The 15,545-nt window shown below is 69.7% G+C and carries 14 protein-coding genes; 8 read left to right on the top strand and 6 right to left on the bottom strand.

Annotated features, from left to right (window positions below; all coding sequences use genetic code 11):
• Positions 1 to 149: 149 nt before the first annotated feature.
• The 4 genes from DM194_RS25370 to DM194_RS25355 all read left to right on the top strand — a co-directional run bounded on the left by DM194_RS25370 (position 150) and on the right by DM194_RS25355 (position 5,470).
• Positions 150 to 821: a hypothetical protein gene (locus DM194_RS25370; protein ID WP_111070433.1), complete on the top strand. Its 672-nt coding sequence runs from the start codon at positions 150 to 152 to the stop codon at positions 819 to 821.
• Between the two features lie 135 nt (positions 822 to 956).
• A complete protein-coding gene (locus DM194_RS25365) occupies positions 957 to 1,502 on the top strand; it encodes a DUF2934 domain-containing protein (RefSeq protein ID WP_111070432.1) in 546 nt (181 codons plus the stop codon).
• A 119-nt stretch (positions 1,503 to 1,621) separates the two neighbouring features.
• The gene (locus DM194_RS25360; RefSeq protein ID WP_176581510.1) at positions 1,622 to 2,560 is read left to right on the top strand and encodes a DMT family transporter; all 939 of its coding nucleotides are present in this window, start codon (positions 1,622 to 1,624) and stop codon (positions 2,558 to 2,560) included.
• Positions 2,561 to 2,752: 192 nt separating this feature from the next.
• On the top strand, positions 2,753 to 5,470 hold the full coding sequence (locus DM194_RS25355; protein ID WP_111070431.1) for a TIGR02302 family protein: 2,718 nt from the start codon (positions 2,753 to 2,755) through the stop codon (positions 5,468 to 5,470).
• Positions 5,471 to 5,552: 82 nt separating this feature from the next.
• On the opposite strand, the gene gloB is transcribed toward DM194_RS25355, so the two are convergent.
• Entirely contained in the window at positions 5,553 to 6,320 is a 768-nt protein-coding gene (gene gloB / locus DM194_RS25350; protein ID WP_111070430.1) for a hydroxyacylglutathione hydrolase, read from the bottom strand.
• 54 nt (positions 6,321 to 6,374) lie between these two features.
• Here gloB and DM194_RS25345 point away from each other — a divergent pair, with 54 nt between their 5' ends.
• A complete protein-coding gene (locus DM194_RS25345) occupies positions 6,375 to 7,187 on the top strand; it encodes a methyltransferase domain-containing protein (RefSeq protein WP_111070429.1) in 813 nt (270 codons plus the stop codon).
• Here DM194_RS25345 and DM194_RS25340 read toward each other — a convergent pair.
• Entirely contained in the window at positions 7,172 to 8,398 is a 1,227-nt protein-coding gene (locus DM194_RS25340) for a methyl-accepting chemotaxis protein (RefSeq protein WP_111070428.1), read from the bottom strand. The two genes, DM194_RS25345 and DM194_RS25340, sit on opposite strands and share 16 nt — an antisense overlap.
• Before the next feature lie 128 nt (positions 8,399 to 8,526).
• Between DM194_RS25340 and DM194_RS25335 the strand changes: the two genes are divergently transcribed.
• Together DM194_RS25335 and DM194_RS25330 are read left to right on the top strand one after the other, a co-directional pair.
• Positions 8,527 to 9,087, top strand: a complete 561-nt coding sequence (locus tag DM194_RS25335; protein WP_111070427.1) for an RBBP9/YdeN family alpha/beta hydrolase — start codon at positions 8,527 to 8,529, stop codon at positions 9,085 to 9,087.
• 77 nt (positions 9,088 to 9,164) lie between these two features.
• Entirely contained in the window at positions 9,165 to 10,205 is a 1,041-nt protein-coding gene (locus DM194_RS25330; RefSeq protein ID WP_111070426.1) for a 4-(cytidine 5'-diphospho)-2-C-methyl-D-erythritol kinase, read from the top strand.
• 46 nt (positions 10,206 to 10,251) lie between these two features.
• Here DM194_RS25330 and DM194_RS25325 read toward each other — a convergent pair whose 3' ends face one another.
• From DM194_RS25325 to DM194_RS25315, 3 genes are all read right to left on the bottom strand, one after another.
• Entirely contained in the window at positions 10,252 to 10,566 is a 315-nt protein-coding gene (locus DM194_RS25325; RefSeq protein WP_425457345.1) for a DsrE family protein, read from the bottom strand.
• Between the two features lie 5 nt (positions 10,567 to 10,571).
• Positions 10,572 to 11,633 carry an ABC transporter substrate-binding protein gene (locus DM194_RS25320; RefSeq protein WP_111070424.1) on the bottom strand — a complete coding sequence of 354 codons (1,062 nt, stop codon included), beginning with the start codon at positions 11,631 to 11,633 and terminating at the stop codon, positions 10,572 to 10,574.
• 106 nt (positions 11,634 to 11,739) lie between these two features.
• Positions 11,740 to 12,969, bottom strand: a complete 1,230-nt coding sequence (locus tag DM194_RS25315) for a Bcr/CflA family multidrug efflux MFS transporter (protein ID WP_111070423.1) — start codon at positions 12,967 to 12,969, stop codon at positions 11,740 to 11,742.
• A gap of 281 nt (positions 12,970 to 13,250) precedes the next feature.
• Between DM194_RS25315 and DM194_RS25310 the strand changes: the two genes are divergently transcribed.
• Positions 13,251 to 14,294, top strand: a complete 1,044-nt coding sequence (locus DM194_RS25310; protein ID WP_111070422.1) for a BMP family lipoprotein — start codon at positions 13,251 to 13,253, stop codon at positions 14,292 to 14,294.
• A 54-nt stretch (positions 14,295 to 14,348) separates the two neighbouring features.
• On the opposite strand, the gene DM194_RS25305 is transcribed toward DM194_RS25310, so the two are convergent.
• Positions 14,349 to 15,542, bottom strand: coding sequence for a pentapeptide repeat-containing protein (locus DM194_RS25305; RefSeq protein WP_111070421.1), 1,194 nt, complete (start codon positions 15,540 to 15,542; stop codon positions 14,349 to 14,351).
• Positions 15,543 to 15,545 lie beyond the last annotated feature (3 nt).

Below are 15,545 nucleotides of genomic sequence, written 5' to 3'. Positions count from 1 at the left end.
ACGCCGATGCCGATCACGACATCCTAGGGGTAGCGCGGATACACCATGGGACGATGGGCACGCCCCATCGTTATAGTGGCCTGACCGCATGGTCCAGAACGCTTGGTAGGAAGCGCTCGCCAGAGCCGACGCGTCACCGGAGGGTGCCCGTGAATCGCCTGTTCAGCCGTCTGACGCACAGCATACCCGCCGCAGCGCGGGCCGGAATGATCGCCGGCATCCTTGCGTGCATCCTGGCGGAACCGGTAGCCGCGCAGACGATCGACGCCGACGGGCGATTCGGCAATTGGGCGCTGGGCGGCCTCGCCTACAGCCTGCAGCCGCCGGCCGAAAGCAGCCTGACCGTGCTGAACAGCAAGATGCGGATCGGCAGCTCGCTGATTCCGCAGATCGAGGGCTATGCCAGTGTGCGGCCCTGGATCGGGCCGGGCACCGGAAGCAGCCTTACCCCGCGCGGCGCCGTGACCGGGCTGACAGGCGGTCTGGGCGGTGGGCTGGGCAGTGGGCTGGCCGGCACGGGAAGCGCCGGGATTTCCAGCGGGCTGGCCGGCATCATGGGCGGCGTGCTGATCGACGTCCCGCTCGGCTCCTTCGTCTTCACGCCCAGCGTCGGCGCCGGCACCCTGCCCACCGTGCGGCGGGAGGGCGCGCCCACCACCGAATTCCGCTCGCAGTTGGAACTGGGGTACCAGTTCGACAACAACTCCCGCTTCAGCCTGGGCTACAGCCGCATCATCAACGATGCCGCCTCGGGCGATCCGTCGGCGGGCGCCAACAACGTCTTCGGCTTTTATTACCGTTTGCCTTTCGGCGGCCCCTGATCCCGCCGGCAGGTCGGGACATCGTGTCGCGGCGACTGGCGGCGGGAAAACGCGCGCTGGGGTAGCATCTTAACGGCATGTTAAACATGGTTCGTTCAAGTGGACCCGGACCGAACGCTTCCCGGGGAACCCACCATGGCCACCAAGCGCAAGACCGCTGCCTCCGCTGCTCCCGCAACCGCTCCCACCGCTGCCGCGCCCGTCTTCGAAGCGCCGGTGGAAAGCTGGGCCGACATCATCCTGCGGACCAACTTCGCGTCGGTGGAACAGGACAGCATCGTCTTGCTGCAGGCGGCCAGCAGCCTCCTGGAATCGGACTCGCCGGAGAAGGTCAGCATCGCGCTGGACCAGAATCTGAAGCTGTGGATCGCGATCAAGACCGTCCTGCTGAACGACGACTGCCCGGTCGAGCCGGAGGTGAAGGCCAACCTGCGCAATCTGGCGCAGTATGTCGTCTCCACCACCATGCTGGCGACCCAGGGCGCCATCGAGACGAGCAAGCTGGTTTCGCTGGCCCGCCTGAACATGAACATCGCCGAGGGCCTGCTGAGCGGCCAGCGCAACCGGATGATCCAGGAACGCGCCTATCAGATTTGGGAAGAGGAAGGCCGTCCGGGAGGGCGCGAGGAGGAGCACTGGCTGCGCGCCGAGGCGGAGGTCTCCGGCCTGTTCACGGTCTAGGCACCTTAATCAGCTAAACAGCGGGGCGGGTTTCGCAACGCCGCCATACCGCATGGACATGACCGCCCGCGTCGCGACACCGTGACGCGGGCGGTTTCGCTTGGTAGGTTCGGTGCACCGTGACAGTCCCGCAGCAAACCCTCTCCAAGCCGCACAAGCGCATCGACAACATCCGGCTCGGCATCGGTTCGATGCTGGCGTCCGTGCTGTTCTTCTCGCTGATGAACGCCCTGGCGAAGCTCCTCATGGACCGCTTCCCGGTGACGGAGGTGATGTTCTTCCGCAGCCTGTTCGCGCTGATCCCGGTCTGCCTGTCGATCCATCTCGGCAAGGGCTTCGCTGCGACGCTGTACACCCGTCATCCCTGGGGCCATATGGGGCGGTCGCTGATCGGGCTGACCACCATGGTCGCCATGTTCTGGTCGTTCCACCTGCTGCCGCTGGGCGACGCCATCGCGCTGAACTTCGCCGCCCCGCTGTTCCTCACCGCGCTGTCGGTGCCGCTGCTCGGCGAGAAGGTCGGCATCCACCGCTGGAGCGCGGTGCTGGTCGGCTTCGCCGGCGTGCTGATCATCGTGCAGCCCAGCGGCGACGTGCTGAACCTGGGCGCCATCATCGCGCTGTGCGGCGCGCTGACCAACGCGCTGGCGATGATCACCATCCGCCAGTTGAGCCGGACGGAACCGCCGGACACCATCGTTTTCTATTTCACCCTGCTGACCACGGTCCTCCTGGGACTGACCCTGCCCTTTTCCTGGGTCACGCCGGATCCGCTGGATTGGCTTCTGCTGGTCGCGATCGGCCTGCTGGGCGGCTGTGGGCAGCTGATGCTGACGCGCGCCTATTCGCTGGCGCCGGCCGCGGTGGTGGCGCCGCTGAACTACACCTCGCTTCTGCTTGCGGTCGGCTTCGGCTGGCTCATCTGGAGCGAAGTGCCGACCGTGACCATGGCGATCGGGGCCGCGGTGGTGATGGCCAGCGGCCTGTACATCCTGCATCGCGAAACCCGTCGCCGCGCCGCCGCGTCGCAGACGCTGCCGCCCGGCGACGGCGATTGACGCTTTAACCTCCTGTTCCGGTTCTGCATTTTCGCGCCATGGTGTTGCCGCCATAGTTTCGCCACTGCGCAATGATGGGCTGTACCATCGCGCCGATGGGCAAACTCCATCGTCGGCGCCATATGATTGGAGTGCGCGGCAGTATCGGTGGGCGGCGGCGGACCGGCTGCATTTCGGCGCGGAGGGGGCGGCATGAAGCAGAACGAGCGGCGCGGCGACTCCGGACCCGGCGACAGCCGGACTGCCAACGGCGACCGGCAGGGCGATGGGTGGGGCGATGGCGTGCGGGAACCGCGCTTCCGGCTGGTCCAGGCGCGCGCGGCGCTGTTATGGGAACGGCTGGGACCGGCTCTCTGGGCGCCCCTGTCCGTCCTCGGCGCCTTTCTGGCGCTGGCCCTGCTGAATCTGCTGGTCCTGTTGCCGGGCTGGCTGCATGCGCTGGCGCTTCTGGGGCTCGCCGCGGCCTTCCTGCTGTCGGTCGCCGTCGGGTTCCGGCGCTTCCGCGCGCCCGCCGAGGATGAGGCGCGGCGGCGGTTGGAGCGCGACAGCGGCCTGGACCACCGTCCGCTGCACACCCTGCGCGACCGCCCGGCCGGCAACGACCCGATGGCCCAGGCCCTGTGGCGCCTGCACCAGGAGCGCGCCCGCGCCGCCATGCGCAAGCTGCGCGTCGCGTGGCCGGGAACCGAGGTGCCGTCGCACGACCGCTACGCCCTGCGGGCCCTCGTGATCCTGATGCTGGTGGTGGCCGGCGCCGCCGCCTGGGGAGATTGGCGCCCGCGGGTGGCCGCCGCCCTGACCCCTCGGTTCGACGGCGGCGCGGCCACGGCCACGGCCACGCTCGATCTCTGGATCAACCCGCCCGAATATACCGGCCTGCCGCCGGTCTTCCTGAAATCCGGCTCCGCCGCAACACCTGCCGGCACACCCGGCGCCACGTCCGGTCCGACATCCGCCGGCCAGCAGCCGGCCAACCAGCCGGTCCAGGTTCCGCAAGGCAGCCTCGTGCTGGCTCGCGTCACCGGCGGCAGCGGCACCCCCAGCCTGGAAGCCGGCGACCAGACCGGCCCGTTCGAGGCGGTGGATTCCACCAATTTCCAGGTACAAAGGCCGGTGACCGGCGGAACCCGCATCTCCGTCACCCAGAGCGGCAGCACGCTCGGCTCCTGGCCGATCGAGGTGGTGCCGGACCGCGCGCCCATCGTCGCCCATGTCAACCAGCCCTCGGCTGCCGAGCGCGGCGCCCTGAAGCTTGAATATGCCGCCCGCGACGATTACGGCCTGACCGAGGTGAAGGCGCAAATCCGCCTCGCCCCCGCCGTTCCGCCGGCAACCGCCCCGGCACCGGACGGGGCCGCGAAGGCGGACAGCGCCGAGATGATGGAGCTTGCGCTGTCGCTGCCCGGCGTCCGCCCGAAGGAGGCGCACAGCACCGCCTTCCAGGACCTGACCGCCCATCCCTGGGCCGGCATGCCGGTGACGGTGCGCCTGACCGCCACCGACGGCGCCGGCCAGACCGGCCGGTCGGAGGATGCGGCGATCACCCTGCCGGAACGGACCTTCAACCACCCGGTCGCCCGCGCCATCGTGAACCAGCGCAAGATCCTGACCCGCAATCCGCAGGGCTCGCGGGTGCAGGTCGCCCGCGCGCTGGCCGAGCTCTCCGCCCGGCCCGGCACCTATGGCGACGACATCGTCGCCTTCCTGTCGATGCGCACCACCATCGCCCGGCTGATGTTGGATGAAAGCCCCGATGCCATCCCCCCGCTGCAGCAGCAGATGTGGGAAACCGCGCTGCGCATCGAGGACGGCGGCCTGTCGCTGGCCGAAAAGGACCTGCGCGACGCCGAGAAGCGGCTGTCCGAGGCGCTGGACAAGAATGCGCCGGACGAGGAGCTGAACCGCCTGATGGACGAGTTGCAGGCCGCGCTCGACAAGTTCCTGGACGCCATGGAACAGCGGATGATGGAAGCCCTGCAGCGCGGCGAGCAGCTGCCCATGGTCCCGCCCGAGATGGCCGATCAGATGACCGACCGCAATGACCTGCAGCAGATGCTCGACCAGATGCGCGAGATGGCGCAGACGGGATCGCGCGACGCCGCGCGCCAGATGCTGTCCCAGCTGCAGCAGATGCTGGAGAACATGCGCTCCGGCGCCATGGCCCAGATGAACCAGCAGAACGGCCAGCAGCAGAACCAGAGCTGGGAGATGATGCAGCAGCTGCAGAAGCTGACCCAGGAGCAGCAGAAGCTTCTGGACCAGAGCTTCCGCCAGTCGCAGGAATCGATGGACCAGCAGCAGCAGGGCGAGCAGGGACAGCAGGGCGAACAGCCGCGCAACCGGCAGTCCGGCCAACGCCGCAGCCAGAACGGCCAGCAGCAGAACGGACAGCAGAATACCGGCAGCCCGACCCTGCAGAAGCAGGCCGAGCAGCAGGAGGCCCTGCGCCGCCAGCTGGGCGAGCTGATGCGCCGCATGGGCGAGCAGCAGGGCGGCGAAATCCCGCAGCCGCTGGGCCGCGCCGAACGCGCCATGCGCGACGCCGCCCAGGCCCTGCAGCAGGGCGCCCCCGGCGCCGCCGTACCGTCGCAGACCGAGGCGATGGAACAGCTCCAGCAGGGGATGCAGGGCATGGCCGAGCAGATGGCCCAGCAGATGATGATGGGCCAGGGGCCGGCCATGATGGGCCAGCAGGGCCAGATGCCGCGCCAGAACGGCCGCGGCCGCGACCCGCTGGGCCGCCGCCCGTCCGGTTACGGCATGCAGGACTCCAACGACGTGAAGATCCCGGAACAGTCGGAACTGCAGCGCGCCCGCGAAATCCTCGATGAACTCCGCCGCCGCTCCGGTCAATACGGCCGCCCGCAGGAGGAACGCAACTACATCGACCGCCTGCTGAAGCAGTTCTGACCGTCTGCGACGGTGTTCCCCCGGCCGGCAAGCTCCTGTCAGTTAGCTCATAGGAACTCTCCGGGAATGCGAGCCGCGCCGGCTAACCGCGGAAATGGTCCTTGCGGTGGCGGAGTTCGGTGAAGACCTCCACCGCCGGGGCGCCGGGCAGGCCGATGGCGGACTGGACGCCGGGGTCGTCGGCGCGCAGGAACGGGTTGGTCCGGCGTTCCAGGCCGATGGTGGTCGGGATGGTCGGCTGGTTGCGCTCGCGCAATGCCGCGACCTCCTCCATGCGTTGGCGCAGCGCGGAATTCTGCGGGTCGACGGTCAGGGCGAAGCGGCCGTTGGACTGGGTGTACTCGTGGCCGCAATAGACGCGGGTCGAATCGGTCAGCGACCGCAACCCTTGCAGAGACTCCCACATCTGCGCGGGCGTGCCCTCGAACAGGCGTCCGCAGCCGAGCGAGAACAGGGTGTCGCCGCTGAAAAGCGTCTCCGCCGCCTCGAACCAGAAGGCGATGTGGCCGCTGGTATGGCCGGGAACGGCGATGACGCGGGCGGTCTGCTCCCCGAACACCGTGCGGTCGCCGTCGCTGAGCGCAACGTCCAGGTCGGGAATGCGGTGGGCGTCGGCGCGGGCGCCGATCACGGTGGCGCGATGGCGGGCCTTCAGCTCCGCCACGCCGCCGATATGGTCGTTGTGGTGGTGGGTCAGGAAGATGTGGGTCAGGGCCCAGCCGCGCCGCTCCAGCTCCGCCTGCACCGGGGCGGCTTCGCCGGGATCGACGACTCCGACCTTGCCGGATGCCGCGTCGCGCAGCACATAAATGTAATTGTCGGCGAAAGCCGGAACCAGAATGACCTCCACGGCAGCGGACTCCCTGCTGTTGCGATACGAAACCCGTGTTACACTTGGGATACCATGTACACAGATATCGTCGATCTGAGGGAGTTCTACGAGTCCGGATTGGGCAGGAGCGCCCAGCGGATGATCCGCCGGCGCATCCGCACCATCTGGCCGGACGTACGCGACCAGATCGTGCTCGGCGTCGGCTACACCACCCCCTATCTGCGTCCCTTCATGGGCGAGGCGGATCGGGTTGTCGCGGTGATGCCGGCCAGCCAGGGCGTCAGCTTCTGGCCGGCGGAGGGGCCGGGCATGGTGGCGCTGGGCGACGAAGCCGACCTGCCCTTCGGCGACAACACCATCGACCGCGTCCTGCTGGTCCACGGGCTGGAAGGCACGGAGCAGCTGCGGCCGATGATGCGCGAGATCTGGCGCGTGCTGGCCGGCGGCGGCCGGGTGCTGGCCGTGGTGCCGAATCGCCGCGGCCTGTGGGCGCGCGCCGACTGGACGCCCTTCGGCCACGGCTTCCCCTATTCGGCCTCGCAGCTGAAGCAGGTGCTGCGCGACACCATGTTCGTGCCGGAACGCACCCGCCACGCCCTGTTCATGCCGCCGTTGCGCTCGCATTTCCTGCAAAAGACGGCGCCGGCCTGGGAAGAGGTCGGCGCGCGCTGGTTCAAGGCCTTCGCCGGGGTGACGATGATCGAGGCGTCGAAGCAGATCTTCGCCGGCGTGTCGCGCCGGGCGGCGCAGCAGCCGGTCAAGCGCCGGCTGATCGTCCCCCTGCCGGGCGGCGCGGCCCCCGCCGCGCGAAGCGGCAGCGCCCGCATCATCACCGGCCCCGGCGGCGACCCGGTGGACGGGCAGCAGCCCTATCCGCGGGCCTGACGCAGCGCGTCGGACAACCGGCCGCCCAGCCCGCTGCCCAGGCTTCCCGCCCGCGCCGCGATGGTCTGGCTCAGCGTCGCCAGCTCGTCGAGCGTGCGCGTCACCCCGCCCAGCGTCTGTTCGGCGTCGCCGATCCGCTGTTCCGCCGCCATGGCGTCCTGGCGGGAGCGGTCGAGCGAGCGCGCCACCTCGGCGGTCAGCGACGCCTGTTCGTCGATGGCGGCGGCGACGGTGCCGTTGATCGCCTGGATCGAACCGATGGTGGAATGGATACGGCCCAGCGCCTCGTCCACCGCCGCCGTCTCCTTCTGCAGGTTGGCGACCTGATCGGCGATCTGCTTGGTGGCGTCGGCGGTCTGGCGCGACAGGGCCTTCACCTCGTTGGCGACGACGGCGAAGCCGCGCCCGGCCTCTCCGGCGCGGGCCGCCTCGATGGTGGCGTTGAGCGCCAGGAGATTGGTCTGGCTGGCGATGGCGTTGATCAGCTTCACCACGCTGGCGATCTGCTCCGCCGCCGAGCGCAGGGAGTTCATGACCGTGGTGGCGCGGTCGCTGTCGGATGCCGCCGCGAGGCTGATTTCCCGCGCCTTGCTGGTGTCGCCGGAAATCTGGTCGGAGGTGGAGGCCAGCCGGTCGAGCATGCCGGCGATCGCGCCGACCGAGCCGTCGACGGCGTGCGCGGCGGCGCCGGCGTCGGCGGTCTGGCGCAGTCCCTCAGCCCCGGCGGTGCGGACGGAGGCGACCGCCGCCTCCAGCCGGCGCCCGGCCTCGACCAGTTCGGCGGACAGCCCGCCGACCTCGCGCTCCACCCGGTCGGACAGGTCGCGCATCGCGGCGACGCGGCGGGTCTCCTCCGTCTCGGCCCGCAGGGTCGCCACCGCCCAATGGCGGGCGAGGCGGGCGAAACGGCGGGCCTGATCGGCCGGCCCGGCGACGGCCAGCGCCCCCACCCGCTCGCCGTCGAGGTCGATGGCGATGGCGTATCCCTCGCGCATCGTTCCGCCCGACTTGGCCGCCTCCTCCCGGCTGACGGCGCGTTCGTCCAGCCGCCGCGCGACGATGTCGGCCGCGGCCGGATGGCCGGTGCCGATCCGCTCGCGCGCGGTGGAGGCGGCGACGGTGCCGCCCTTGCCGATGAAGGACACGACGGCGTCCAGTTCACGGCCGATTGCATCGCAGAGATCCTGTGCGATGGTAGCGCTGATGTCCAAGGCGCTTCTCCCCCTATCTTCGGTTGGTGCTTCCCACCCTTGCTCCGCCCACCGGACGGAGAGCATCTTTCGCCTTTTTGTTGGCTTCAGACACTACACCCAACAGTTACAAACGTAGAGTTGAAAGAATGACGCAGCCGACCGTTCTGGTTCTTCCCGGCCTGGGCAATTCCGGGCCGGGGCATTGGCAGAGCTGGCTGGAAGGCCGGTTGCCGGCGCTGAACCGCGTCGACCTCGGCGACTGGGACGCGCCGGAGCCGGAGCGGTGGGTGGAGCGGCTCGATGCCGCGGTCCGCGCCGCGGCGCTCGCCGCACCGGGGCCGGTGGTTCTGGTCGCGCACAGCCTGGCCTGCATCCTGGTCGCGCGCTGGGCGGCGGCTTCCGACGCCGCGGACAAGGTGGCGGCGGCCCTGCTGGTCGCCCCGCCCGACGTCGAGTCGCCGGATCGCGTGCCGGCGGTGGTCCGCCGCTTCGCCCCGGTGCCGACCGATCCGCTGCCCTTCCCCACCGTGACGGTCGGCAGCCGCAACGATCCCTACTGCGCCGCCGCCCGCGCCTGCGCGTTCGCCGCCCTGTGGGGCGCCGACTTCATCGACGCGGGCGAGGTCGGCCACATCAACGACGACAGCGGCCACGGCCCCTGGCCGATGGGCGAGACGCTGCTGAGGGATCTGCTGGCGCAGCTGTGAAGCAACCCCTTGCCGCTGCGGGGGCAAGGGTGCGACACAGGGCGCGTCGTCGCGCGCCCGCCAGCGGATTGGAGCTTATGACCGGCATTCCCATCGTCGAGGCCGCCCCGGCCAAGCTGAACCTGTACCTGCATGTCACCGGCCGGCGCGCCGACGGCTATCACGAGCTTGACAGCCTCGTCGCCTTCGCCGAATTCGGCGACGTCATCACCCTGACCGCGGGCGCCGCACGGGTGGCGCTGCGCGGCGTCGATCTGCCGCCGGCCGGGCCGCGGCTGGCCATCGCCGGCCCCTTCGGCCCGGCCCTGCTGGGCGAGAACCCGGCCGACAATCTGGTGATGCGCGCCGCCCATGCGCTGGCCGCCCGGCTGGGGCGGCAGGCCGACGTGATGATCGCGCTGACCAAGGCGCTGCCTGTCGCATCCGGCATCGGCGGCGGATCGGCCGACGCCGCCGCCTGCCTGCGGGCGCTGGCCCGCCTGTGGGGGGTGCCGGCCGACGATCCGGCGCTGTTCGCGGTGGCCGCCGGGCTGGGCGCCGACGTGCCGGTCTGCGTCGCCGGGCGCAGCTGCTATTTCGGCGGCATCGGCGACATTCTGGACGAGGCGCCGGAACTGCCGGAAACCCATGCGGTGCTGGTCAACCCGAATGTTCCGGTGCCGACGCCGGCGGTGTTCAAGGCGATGGCCGCCGCAAGGGGCGCGCGCGGCACCGGCTTCTCCGCCCCTGCCCGCTTCACCCGCAAGCCGGCGGATGCCCGTGATCTGGCCGCCCTGCTGCTGGAGCGGACCAACGACCTCACCGCACCGGCCCTGACGGTCGCCCCGGTGATCGCCGACGTGCTGGCGGCGCTGGAACGCAGCGCCGGCTGCCTCCTGCCCCGCCTGTCCGGCAGCGGCGCCACCTGCTTCGGCCTCTATGCCACGGCGCAGCAGGCGGAGGCCGCGGCCAGGGCCATCGCCGCGGCGGCGCCGGGCTGGTGGGTAAAGCCGACCCGCCTGCGCCCCACCCCGCCCGACGCCCCGGCCCTGCCGCGCGGCATCGTCGCCGTCCCCGCCGCGGCAGTCCCGCCGCCGGCCGCCCCCTTCCCCGACACCGGCGGCTGGGGAGTCGGCTGACGGGACAACCGCCGGAACTTACGCTCAGCGCTATAGCTTACGGGTTTCAGGCCCGCATGTAGCCCCAGCCCTCCGCCTGCGCCTCGGCGATGTCGAGGACGCCGGCGGGGACCACCGTCAGCCCCTCGGCGGTCCGGCCGGTCTTCGCCAGCGTGTTGCCGCAGACGCGCAGCAGCCGGTCGGTCTCCGCATCCGGGCCGTCCAGCGCCGCCGCCACCGCACCGGCATTCACCACGATGCGGATTTCGGCGTCCGGCCGCGCCTTCAACAGGTTGCGGGCGTTGTTGCGCGCCCGCTCCAGCGCCGCCGGGGTGGGGGCGTGGATGACCAGACGCAGGGGGCCGTTCAAGGGCAGGGTCATGGCCGTCATTTCCCCGTGGCGGCGTCGTGGAAGGAAAGGTCGAACAGCGCGTCCACGTCGATCGGCTCGGTGATCTGGCCCAGCGTCTGCTGAAACGCCTGCATCCGCTTGGTGGAGTCCAGGATCGCCCTGGGGTCGTCGACGAAGGTCGTCGCGTCGGAGGTCAGCGCCGTCCGCATCACGTCGCGCTCGACGAGGCCCTTGCCGATGATCTCCGTCACCAGTTCCGCCGTGCGGTCGGGGTTGGACTTGGCGAAGGCGGTGGCGCGGATGTGCAGCTTGACCAGATCGGCGACTGCGGCGCGGTTGTTGGCGATGGCGTTCTCCGTCACCGCCAGGACGGCGCCCGGCTGCTTGGGGAACATCGTGCCGGCCTTGGCGATGATGGCGGCGTCCGGCAGGCGCGACTGGACCAGCGTCAGGATCGGCTCCAGGATCGAGGCCCCGTCGATGGCGCCGGTCAGCAGCGCCTGTTGCAGAGGCTGCTCGCCCATGCCGACGATCTCGACATCGTCCGCACCGATCTTGGCGACGTCCGCCATCCAATAGCGCAGAACGGTGTCCGGCACCGAACCGGCCGGCAGCGAGCCGATCTTGGGCAGCCGGCCGTTGGCCGCGCGGAAGGCCTTGATCCCCTCCGCCGGGGTGGCGGCGCCGGCCATCGCCTTGGCCAGCGGACCGCGGCCGATCAGCGCCACCTGATCGATGACGTTGGCGGCGACGACCTTCAGCTTCACCCCCTTCGACCGCGCGATCATCGCCGGGCCGATGCCGACATAGGCGACGTCCAGCGTCCCCGAGGCCAGCGCCTGGATCATCGCCGGACCCGACTGGAAGCTGGTGGTCTGCAGCGCCAGCCCGACATCCTTCGCCCATCCCTCTCCGGTCAGCACATAGAGCTGGGTCATGGGGATGATCGGAATATAGCCGACGCGCAGGGTGGTCGCGGCGAAGGCCGGATGCGACACGGCGGCACCGGCGGCGACGGCGCCCATTGCGGCGGCACCGGCCAGGATCTGGCGGCGGGCGATGGGAAGGGTGGTGATGGAACGGCTGTTCGTCGGCATTGTGGTCTCCCTTTGCCGGGCAAAGCTAGCCCGCCCGGCCGGGAAACTCAATTCACATCACCCGCAAATGGCATATTCCCGTATTCAACGAAGATTTGCTGTTCTACTATTCGCCATGCCGCCGGCGACGGACGGGCCGGATCAGCCACAGATTCACCAGCAGGCTGACCACCGCCGCGCCGCCGATCACCGCCGCCATCGGCAAGGCGGTGCCGTCGGCCATCAGCCCGACCGCCCAGCCCGACGCCGCGCCGATGCTGAACTGCAGCATGCCCGCGAGCGCCGACGCGGTGCCGGCCATCTGCGGGAAGGATTGCAGCGCCCCGGCCATGGAGTTGGCGAAACAGAACCCGGTCATCGACATGAACAGGAACAGACAGGCGACCAGCCCCCACAAGCCTCCCCAGCCGCCAGCCACGACGGCGACCAGCAGGATGCCGCTCGCCGCCGACAGCCAGACCCCGGTCCGCAGCATGACGTCGGACCCGAAGCGCATCACCGCGCGGCTGTTCAGCGTGTTGACGATGATCATGCCGACGATGTTCAGCCCGAACAGGAAACCGTAATTCTCCGGCTGCACCCCGAACAGCTCGATGTAGACGAAGGGAGAGCCGGAGATGAAGGCGAACATCCCCGCATAGATGAAGGACGATCCCACCGCATAGCCCAGATAGCGGCGGTTGGTCAGCAGCGTCCGGTAGGCCTCCGCCAGCACCATCGGGCGCAGGCTGGTGCGCCGCGATTCGGGGTGGGTTTCCGGCAGGGTGGCGAGCGCCAGCATGGCGATGGCGCCGAAGGCCGCCTGCGCCCAGAAGATCCAGCGCCAGTTCGCCCAGACCAGGATTTGCCCGCCGATCAGCGGGGCGATGATCGGGGCGGCACCCATCACCAGCATCATCATCGACAGCACGCTGGCGGCGCGGTCGCGTTCGAACACGTCGCGGATCATCGCACGGACCAGCACCGGCCCGGCGCACGCCCCCACCGCCTGCACGAACCGCCAGGCCGCCAGATGGCCGACATCGGTGGTCAGCGAACAGCCGACGCAGCCAACCGCATAAAGCAGGATGCCGGTCGCAACCGGAATCCGCCGGCCGAACCGGTCGCTCAATGCCCCCCACAGCAGTTGCCCCACGCCGAAGCCCAGGAAGAAGGCGGACAGCGTCCATTGCACCTGATCCTGCGGCGCATGCAGTTCACGCCCGATTTCAGGCATGCCGGGCAGATACATGTCGGTGCCCATCGGACCGAACGACATCAGCACGCCGAGCGCCGCGATGAAGAAGGGGCTTTCGGCAGGCAAACGGGAACGGACGGCGGCAAGGCGCGCGAGCATCAGCAAATCCGAATAGGAGGGGGTGGGGAATCGACCGGACGAAGTCCGCAGCCTTTAAGCTGATCCGTCACTCCCCTTGCGGAAAGTCCCGTCTTGTCATGGCTGCCTTGACCGCTGCGCGATGAGCCGAACCCGCGACAATCCGGGCTTTCGCGGGTTTGCGGCCCGATCCGGCCATTCAGCCGCGGCTTTCGGCGCAACAAAATTCTGGTTTCAACAGCGGAGACGTGGCTAAAATTAAGTCCGCACACCGGGATTTCCACCCAGCCGGAGGCAGCGTCATGCCGTACCCCAACCGCCGGTCGGTCCTGTCCTGCGTCGCCGCCGGGGCCGCTGCTGGAGTCGCTGCTGGAGCCGCCGCCGGGACCACCCTGGTCCTGCTGCCGCGGCAGGCGCAGGCGCAGGCGCAGGCGCAGACCATGCGGCCGGGGCTGGTCTATGCGGCGGGGCAGAAATTCGACAAGAGTTTCAACGAAGGCGCCTTCACCGGAGCGGAGCGGTTCAAGGCGGCCAGCGGAATTCCGTTCGTCGAATACCTGCCGTCCAATCCGGCCCTGTTCGACCAGGGGGTCGCATCCCTGCTGCGGCGGGGAGTGACCGATCTTATCGCCATCGGCTTCTACTATGCGACGCCGCTGGCCCGGCTGGCCCCGGCACACCCGGAAGTGCGCTTCACCCTGATCGATGCGGTGGCGGAGGCGCCGGACATCCGCTGCGTCACCTTCAAGGAGCAGGAGGGCGCCTTTCTGGTCGGCGTTCTGGCGGCGCTGGCGTCGAAGACGGGGACCGTCGGTTTCGTCGGCGCGCTGGACATCCCGCTGATCCGCAAATTCATCGCCGGCTTCGAACAGGGTGCGCGCCATGCCCGCGGCGACATCCGGGTGGTGGTGAACTTCGTCGGCACAACGCCCGCCGCCTTCAACGACCCCACCGCCGGCTCGGAAGTGGCGCGCAGTCAGTTCCAGCGCGGCGCCGACGTGGTCTTCGCCGGGGCGGGCGTGTCGAATTTCGGCATCTTCGCCGCGGCGAGCGAGCACCGCCGGCTGGCCATCGGCGTCGACAGCAACCAGAACTACCTGTATCCCGGCACCATCCTCACCTCCATGCTGAAGCGGGTGGATCTGGCGGTGGACTCGACCTTCCAGGCCGCACTCCAGGGGCGATGGTGCCCCACCACGGTGGCGCTGGGGCTGGCGGAGGGCGCCGTCGATTACGCGGTGGACGAAAACAACCGGGAGCTTCTGACCCCCGCCATGCTGGAAGCGGTGGAGTCGGCCCGCCTTGCCATCGTCGCCGGACGCATTCCGGTGTCGGACGGCAGTTGAACCGGCGATCGGTCCGGTCGTCGATCAGGCAGTCGATCCGAACACGGGGAAGCGTCAGGCCGATGCCTCGCAAGGCTGCCATCCGAGGGCGGCGGACAGGTCGGCCCCCTTCAGCGTGGCGAAACTGGTCTTGATCGCGGTCAGGTCGGTGCCGCGCAGCACCACCTCGGCGAGGCTGGCGTCGCGCAGGTCGGCACCGGTCAGCCGCGCCTTGGCGAAGCTGGTCGGCCACAGGCGGCTGCCGTCGCCGCTGAGATCGACCTTGCGGAACTTGGCCCGCCACAGCTTGGCGCCGGCCAGATTGGCGCCTTCCAGGTTGCAGCCGGACAAATCGGCGCTGGTGAAGTCGGCATCGCGCAGGTCGCTGTAGGACAGGTCGGCCATCATCAGCTTGGCGCCGGAGAAATCCGCCCCGCGCAGCCCGCTGAAGCGCATCACCGCCCCGCACAGCAGTTGATTGGCGAAATTGTAGCCGCGCAGGTCGATGCGCTGCAGCTGGATGCGCTCCCCGCCCTTCCCCAGCTTCTCCACCCAGATCTGATGCTCGGCGATCAGGTCGGACATCCGCGCCGCGGTGGTGGTCAGGCCGGTGCCGTCCACGTCGATGCCGTGCCGCTCCAACGCCACCCGCAATTCCTCGTTCAGGCGGGCGCCGCACATCAGCACGCCGTCCAGCGTCGCCTTGCGCATGGTGGCCCCGGTCAGATCCGCCCCGATCAGGATGGCGCCGCTGAGATCGCTGCCGCTGAAATCGGCGCCCGTCAGGTCGCTGCCGCTGAAATCGCACTGCGCCATCCGGCAATCGGTCAGGATCGCCTTGGTCAGGCTGCAGCCGACGAAGGTGGTGGTGCCGTCGCTGTTGCCGGCCGCCCGGAACTCGCCCGCATCCAGCACCATGCCGCGGCGCAGGTCGGCGCCCTGCAGGTTGGCGTTCTGCAGCTTCGCGCCATCGACCCTGGCCCCGCGCAGATCGGCGCCCTGCAACTGCGCGCCGGTCAGGTCGGCCTTCGACAGGTCGGCGCCGTAGAGATCGGCCTTCGACAGCACGGTGCCGACCATCCGCGCCCGCGCCAGACTGGCGCCCGTCAGCTTGGCGCCCGACAGGTTGACGCGGTTGAGGCCAAGCCCCGCAAGATCGTAAAAGCTGAGATTGGCGCGGCGCCCCCGTCCGGCCGGGTCGCGCAGCAGCCATTGCTGGTGCCGCACCAGCGCGTCGCGAACCGCCCGAAAATAGCGTTCATCCGTCATGCG

Origin of the sequence: Azospirillum ramasamyi (assembly GCF_003233655.1) — a bacterium.
In the GTDB taxonomy this organism is placed as follows: domain Bacteria; phylum Pseudomonadota; class Alphaproteobacteria; order Azospirillales; family Azospirillaceae; genus Azospirillum; species Azospirillum ramasamyi.
Note: the sequence above shows the minus strand (reverse complement) of the source record. Positions and strands in the feature narration are given on the sequence as shown.